Source organism: Paenibacillus sp. S29 (assembly GCF_049319765.1).
GTDB classification, from domain to species: domain Bacteria; phylum Bacillota; class Bacilli; order Paenibacillales; family Paenibacillaceae; genus Paenibacillus; species Paenibacillus polymyxa_B.
On the sequence record NZ_JBMOUI010000026.1, the window covers coordinates 21,526 to 27,560 of the forward strand.

A 6,035-nucleotide genomic window follows, 5' to 3' on the forward strand; every position below is an offset into this window, starting at 1 on the left:
GACACCTCACCATGACAGACTTCCAAGCAGTGTCTCCAACAGCTTGGTTACACTTATACTCCAACGGGTTTGTTGCTTTTCGTCCAATTCGGCTTTTAGGCTATTGTTAATATGCTTGTTCTCCAGTGCAATGGTATATAAGGGATCAAGGGTTACATGGGAAACGGGATAAGTACTTTTGATCCGAAACTTTGTACTTTTGCCCGCGCCGTCCCAAGCCTTGAATATCGTGGTACCATCCTTGAAGGTAAATTGGACAGGGATCTTGGGATAATCCGCCCCTTTTTTGCTGACCGTCACGACTGCTTCATATCCATTCTCCAGCTTGTGGTTTGTGATGTGATCCACTGAAAAGTCCGCCATCTGGCCGTCATATACATACTGTTCAAAATAGTGGCTCCATGAGCGTCCGGTGACTCTCTCCACGATACGTTGAAAATCCAGTGAGGACGGATGCTTGAATCGGTACGTCTGGACGTAGGTCCGCATAATGCGATCCATTTTTTTTATACCCACCTGACGTTCAATGCCCCGTAGGACCAGCTTGCCTCGAGAGTAGGCATTTTGCGCGTACTCAGCAGCTGAGCCGTACTTCCATGACTCACGGTTTAGCGGCTGTGGGGAGGCTACCTGTCCCGATTGTAATGGCAGGTTGGGGATAAGCCCATATTCTTGCTCCATAAGCCGCTCCTCTGCATAGGAGGTGAAGCCTTCATCCAGCCACGGCTCCTCAAATTCATTATTGGCTACCATTCCGTAGAAATATTGATGTCCAATCTCATGAACTAATGTCCGTTCCAGACTATAGCCAGGATTCAGATTACCCGCAGCAGCGGCCGTGATGAGTGTCGGATACTCCATACCGCCGGCTCCATTGCCTGATTTGGGTGGAACCACGATGGATAGGGTGGAATATGGATAAGGCCCGTACCATTTGCTGTAGTACGAAAGGGCGGCCTTCGCTGCGCTCATATAGCGCCCTTTGAGCTCCTTGTGCGACGGGTCAAGGTAGAGCTTGATTTTGACACCAGGGACTTCAGCAGAAGAAAAGGGTTCTTCTACGGTTACAAAGTTGGGTGAAGCGGACCAGGCAAAATCGTGTACATCATCGGCATAAAATTGATATATTTTTTGGCCGTTCTGTCGGACGGCACCACGGGTGGGAAATCCGGTCGCTGCTACGATATGAGTTTCAGGCACCCGAATCCGTACGCTGTAAATTCCAAAATCGGCATAAAACTCGGAGTTACCATGATACTGGTGGAGGTTCCAGCCCTCCTCGGCGCGTCCACGTTGTCCTGCAGTCTCGTAGACGCTGAGCTTCGGGAACCACTGTCCTGCCATTACAAAATCATCTGTCGCGCCCATACGAGCGAAGATAGCGGGCAGTTTTACCTCAAACTTCATATATAATGTGATTTCTTCGCCACCTCGTACCGGCTTGGGTAGACGCACCTTCACGAGCGAACGGTCGCCTGCGTTACCGTCATCTGGCTGCACATATTGGATGCGGTGCATGAGAGATAAACCGTCTTCTGTTTTTAGTTCAGTCAGCGTCATGGAGCCAAAGCCGTCTTTGGGCATGGTGTCTCCGCGCAGCTTTCCACCGGATTCCTTCATAAAGGTAGTTTCCATGGAAGAAAAGGCATTCGGGTATAGATGAAGATACAGATCATTCACGGTTTTCTTGCCCGGATGCTTCCAGGTCAGTGTCTCAGTGCCTCGCAAAACCTGTCCTTTTTCCAGAGACACATCAATGTGGTACTCTACCACCCTCTTGCTGAGGATTTCTGTAGCGGCCTGTGGAGGGTTCTTGGGCAGGTCAGGCACGATGTTTGCCCCTAGAGGCTTGCCCATATTTGGGGCAAGCGCAGACTCAGACAGGGAGCCGTATAGTGGTTGGCCTATGGACTGCGGGTCGGATTGCAGTTGGGGCTGCCAGGCAAACCATAACGTCCCTGCGAGGAGACCGAGGGCTAGTGTAGACAATAAAACGATTTTAGTGCGTGCTGGGGTCATACAATGGATACCTCCCGTTGACAAGCATCTACAGCATGTATATGTTTGCTTTCAGGAGATTATTAGTTAAAATATTTATAGTGTAGAATGAGTGTGAAGACGGAAAATGGAGGTCTAGTGACGCATGAGTGAAAATCAGCCGGACGGCAAAAAACAGATTGCACTGAACATTGTCAGTGGCAAGAGTAAACATAAGGGTTTCGGCGCAGGCTCAATCGACCTGAACAGCATGTCTCCGGTTATCATTGACCGAGGAGAGGCGAAAATTGATATCGGTGCCATGCATGCCAAAAGTAAAGTAGAACGCGGGATCAAGTTCTCTACGAATAAAGAGGATGTACCGAACGGACGCCAAGTATGGCTCGTATGGGTAGCCGTGGATCGTACGCCCGAAGGACGTATGTACGGCGGTGCCACCGCCTGCGAGATGCTGATTGACGACGAAGCCAAACGCGGCTGGAAAATCCTCGCCGATCACGTCAACCGTATGGATTACGCGCTCAAGCGTCGTTTCATGCTGGATGATCTCGGCAGCGAAGATAGAGCAGCGCTTAAAAGCCTGCTAATTTCGCATAACGAGGAATGGTGGGACGCTTCGCCTGAGGAATTGAAGCAGGCGCTGGAAGGGTAGGCCCAGAGTTAACGCAGTAATAATATTGTAAAAAAGCAGCCACATCTGTGGGCTGCTTTTTTCCTATGAGAAGCAACCAAATTAGATCCTCTATTTAAGCTTTGTGTTACCTGGATATAGACCGTATTCCTTAGTCAGAGCGGTCTATTTCTTTTTCACGTAGGTAAGCAATCAGAATGAACATGCCAAACATGAACATCAAGGAAATCGCGCCTTTAACCTCCATGGGCATCACCTCCCTTCGGGGAGACTAGCCGACCGCCCTTTTAGCCGTATGTTGTACTGGAAAAGTATACCATGAAACAATCGCTTTTAAGATTGAAAATACTTAAATGCGTAATTGTGGTAACAAATGACCCGACTAAGATAGACATTATCTTAGCCGGGTTATTTTACGACGGTAGCGCCTTGACATCCTGAACAGGCATTCACTATAATTCAGATAGAAATCGCTTCCACTTTTCTTTTTATTTATTCTGTGGAACCGGTTCCTTGAAATGTGTAGCTAAGTCTCATTCACTGTTTATGAATGTAATCTCTAAATAAGGTGGCATCGTTATGTTTAAATGGTTGAAAAAGAAGGCGGCTCCTCGTATTGAACAATTCGACATGGTAGCACCAATCAAAGGAAAAGTGGTTTCCCTTGAAGAGGTTCCAGATCCTGCGTTCTCCACGAAGGCTATGGGGGAAGGTATCGCTATTCATCCGACTGAAGGTAAAGTGACTGCTCCTTTCGCGGGTAAAGTCGTTCACGTGATGGAGAAAAGTAAGCATGCTCTAATCATTGAGCATGAATCCGGTGTACAAATTTTGATACATGTCGGGATTAATACAGTTTCCCTCAAAGGACAAGGGTTTAACCCTCACGTTCAAACAGGAGATAACATTAAAGCAGGGCAATTACTGATGGAGTTTGATCTAGACGCGATTCAACAGGGTGGCTTGCCTGTAATTACTCCGGTAATCGTTCCAGACGGGCAAGAGATGATCAGTCATGTGGAAATCTTGGAAGGTACATCCGCCTCTTCAGAAGTACCCGTATTAAGAGTTCACTTAAAGGCCTAGTTCTCATTCAGAAAAGACTAACCAGGAATTCCTGGTTAGTCTTTTCTTTAAATGATTCACTGACTGGTCAAGGATCGGGTATGACCATGTGATCAAAAGCTAGGATTCACATATTTCAGATATCCGCTGATTACAATTGCCTTCGTACAGCCCTCCATGAAAGCAGATCACTTTTTTAATATCATATGGCAGCAGGTTTTTAAGAGATTCTTTGGCCATATTGAAATCACAACAGTATTGCGGGTCTGGAGCCAATAATTTGCCGCTTACCACGCGTAGAGCATCTCCTGCAATCAGGGTTTGACTGGATTTATGATAGAAACTTAGGTGTCCTGGCGTATGTCCAGCAGTATCTATAACTACGATCCCCCCACAGAAGGGCAGTTCCTCTCCGGCAACGATGGTGGAGTTTACAATAGCCTTTGGGGGATTTTCAAGTGTACGCCGGAATGCGTGTCTCCACTCTACCGGAACGGATTCGGGCATGGCGCTTACAGCTTGATCTATTGCTTCTGGAGTCAGCTTTATAAGCTGTTGTTCTCCCTGTATATAAGGCTTTTCGATAGAACTGGCTAATACTTGAACTGGGGATGAAGAAGCCCGGATTATATCTGCTAAACTGCCGATATGATCAAGATCTTGGTGTGTTATTAATATGAAGGTAAGTTTATGGATTGCTAATCCGGTGCCTAGAATAGCCTCATGCAAAAGTGGGAGTTGCCCGGGGTAAACCGTATCAACTAAAATCATGTTATCTTCGTCCCACATTAAAGTGGGGTGAATACTCTCTATACTTCCCATAATGTTAGCAGAAACCTGGAGCATGTGTATTCCCTTGTCTAATTGCATCGAATCCCTCCCATAAGAGTTGATGTAACACAAAGGAATCGTATCATGAAAAATAATTATGTAAACCTATATTATATCACAAAAATAATTATTTGTAAATACATAGAATTTTAAATTTGTGTGACAGTTAGGAGTGATGACGTGAAGAAAATTTATTTTGTCAGACATGCCCAAGCAACAGGACAGGAACCAGATGCCCGTCTTACCGATGAGGGTACCCGACAAGCTGAGCAGTTAGTTGATTTTATGGAGAACGTAGGTGTGGAATATATTGTGTCCAGCCCGTGGAAACGGGCCGTGCGAACCATTCAGCCCTTGGCTGAACGGAAACAGTTGCAGGTGTATACTGATGTACGTCTTCAAGAACGGGTACTTAGCCATGAGCATTTGGACCATTGGCTGGACGTGCTGGAACAGACCTATTTGGACGAGGACTTGAAGCTGGAGGGAGGGGAATCATCCCGTGAAGCAGTAGATCGAGGAATCCAGCTTGTTCAGGAGCTTATAGAGCGGGCGGAAAAAACGGTTATCATTGTAACTCATGGAGCTTTACTATCTCTTCTCATTCGACATTACGATCCGCAGTTTGGGTTTGAGGACTGGAAAAAGCTTTCGAATCCCGACGTGTATTTGCTAGAGCTGAAAGAAGCAGAAGCCAAGATTCACAGAGTGTGGAATACGGGTTGAAATAAATAAAGCACGTTCACCATAAGTGCAGAATGGAATCGAAAGGGGAGGCGCATGTTGAATGCAAACCGTTTTTTAGAATTAGAAAAGGCGTTGTTTCAAGCTTGGTCTTTGGAGTCTAGTTCTAAATGGACAGCAAATAATCCTGCGGCTGGACAATGTGGTGTCACAGCGCTTGTCGTTCAGGACAGGCTTGGCGGCGATATTTTGAGGACATGGCTGGATAGTGGCTGGCACTATTACAACCGCATTGGTGAGGACATTATAGATTTTACGAGGTCGCAATTTTCAAGCCTTCCTCAGTATCAGGATGTATACTCCAACCGGGAGGAAGCTTTTTCGGACACCAATGCAGGGCAGTATGCAGCCTTAAGTCAGAGATTAAAGGAATTTCTAAACGAAGAAGAATAAGGGGATTTAAATCTGGATGCAGTCATAAAGACGTGATTTTTGAACCTGATCCAATGGAAGGTACTTTTTGTTGCCCAATATACATTAAAGAGCTGAGTAATCAGTAAAATTCTTGAAGATAAAAGCTGTATTTACGTTATAAAATGGGCTATACTGAGGTAAGAATAGTAAAGGAGTCGTGCGCTAACACGACTCCAGTATACAACCACTGCTTAAAGAGCAGTCGGCAGTAGGGTCCAACAATAGACCGTTACCTTGGATGGTCAAGACCCCATTTTATAGACACTGAAAAAAGCCCCTAGGCTATAAGCTGCTTCCGATACTCTTTCGGAGGCAGCTTATTTAACTTTCGTTGTGGTCGACACTGGTTGTA

7 protein-coding genes are annotated in these 6,035 nt (G+C 46.1%); 4 read left to right on the forward strand and 3 right to left on the reverse strand.

The genetic code is table 11. The features are described from left to right. Nucleotides 1-6: 6 nt before the first annotated feature. Nucleotides 7-2,019, reverse strand: coding sequence for a M1 family metallopeptidase (locus ACL9RM_RS25665; protein ID WP_414126667.1), 2,013 nt, complete (start codon nt 2,017-2,019; stop codon nt 7-9). Nucleotides 2,020-2,143: 124 nt separating this feature from the next. Here ACL9RM_RS25665 and ACL9RM_RS25670 point away from each other — a divergent pair, with 124 nt between their 5' ends. Next, a complete protein-coding gene (locus ACL9RM_RS25670; RefSeq protein ID WP_028542596.1) occupies nt 2,144-2,650 on the forward strand; it encodes a YwhD family protein in 507 nt (168 codons plus the stop codon). Nucleotides 2,651-2,780: 130 nt separating this feature from the next. Here the strand turns inward: ACL9RM_RS25670 and ACL9RM_RS25675 are convergent, their stop codons facing one another. Next, nucleotides 2,781-2,876, reverse strand: a complete 96-nt coding sequence (locus tag ACL9RM_RS25675; RefSeq protein WP_414126668.1) for a putative holin-like toxin — start codon at nt 2,874-2,876, stop codon at nt 2,781-2,783. Between the two features lie 332 nt (nt 2,877-3,208). Here ACL9RM_RS25675 and ACL9RM_RS25680 point away from each other — a divergent pair, with 332 nt between their 5' ends. Further along, nucleotides 3,209-3,715 carry a PTS sugar transporter subunit IIA gene (locus ACL9RM_RS25680; protein ID WP_235306879.1) on the forward strand — a complete coding sequence of 169 codons (507 nt, stop codon included), beginning with the start codon at nt 3,209-3,211 and terminating at the stop codon, nt 3,713-3,715. A gap of 99 nt (nt 3,716-3,814) precedes the next feature. On the opposite strand, the gene ACL9RM_RS25685 is transcribed toward ACL9RM_RS25680, so the two are convergent. Beyond that, on the reverse strand, nt 3,815-4,564 hold the full coding sequence (locus ACL9RM_RS25685) for an MBL fold metallo-hydrolase (protein WP_414126669.1): 750 nt from the start codon (nt 4,562-4,564) through the stop codon (nt 3,815-3,817). A gap of 141 nt (nt 4,565-4,705) precedes the next feature. Here ACL9RM_RS25685 and ACL9RM_RS25690 point away from each other — a divergent pair, with 141 nt between their 5' ends. Further along, nucleotides 4,706-5,251, forward strand: coding sequence for a histidine phosphatase family protein (locus tag ACL9RM_RS25690; protein ID WP_069290786.1), 546 nt, complete (start codon nt 4,706-4,708; stop codon nt 5,249-5,251). Between the two features lie 57 nt (nt 5,252-5,308). Beyond that, nucleotides 5,309-5,662, forward strand: a complete 354-nt coding sequence (locus ACL9RM_RS25695; RefSeq protein ID WP_069290787.1) for a YunG family protein — start codon at nt 5,309-5,311, stop codon at nt 5,660-5,662. Nucleotides 5,663-6,035: the final 373 nt, after the last annotated feature.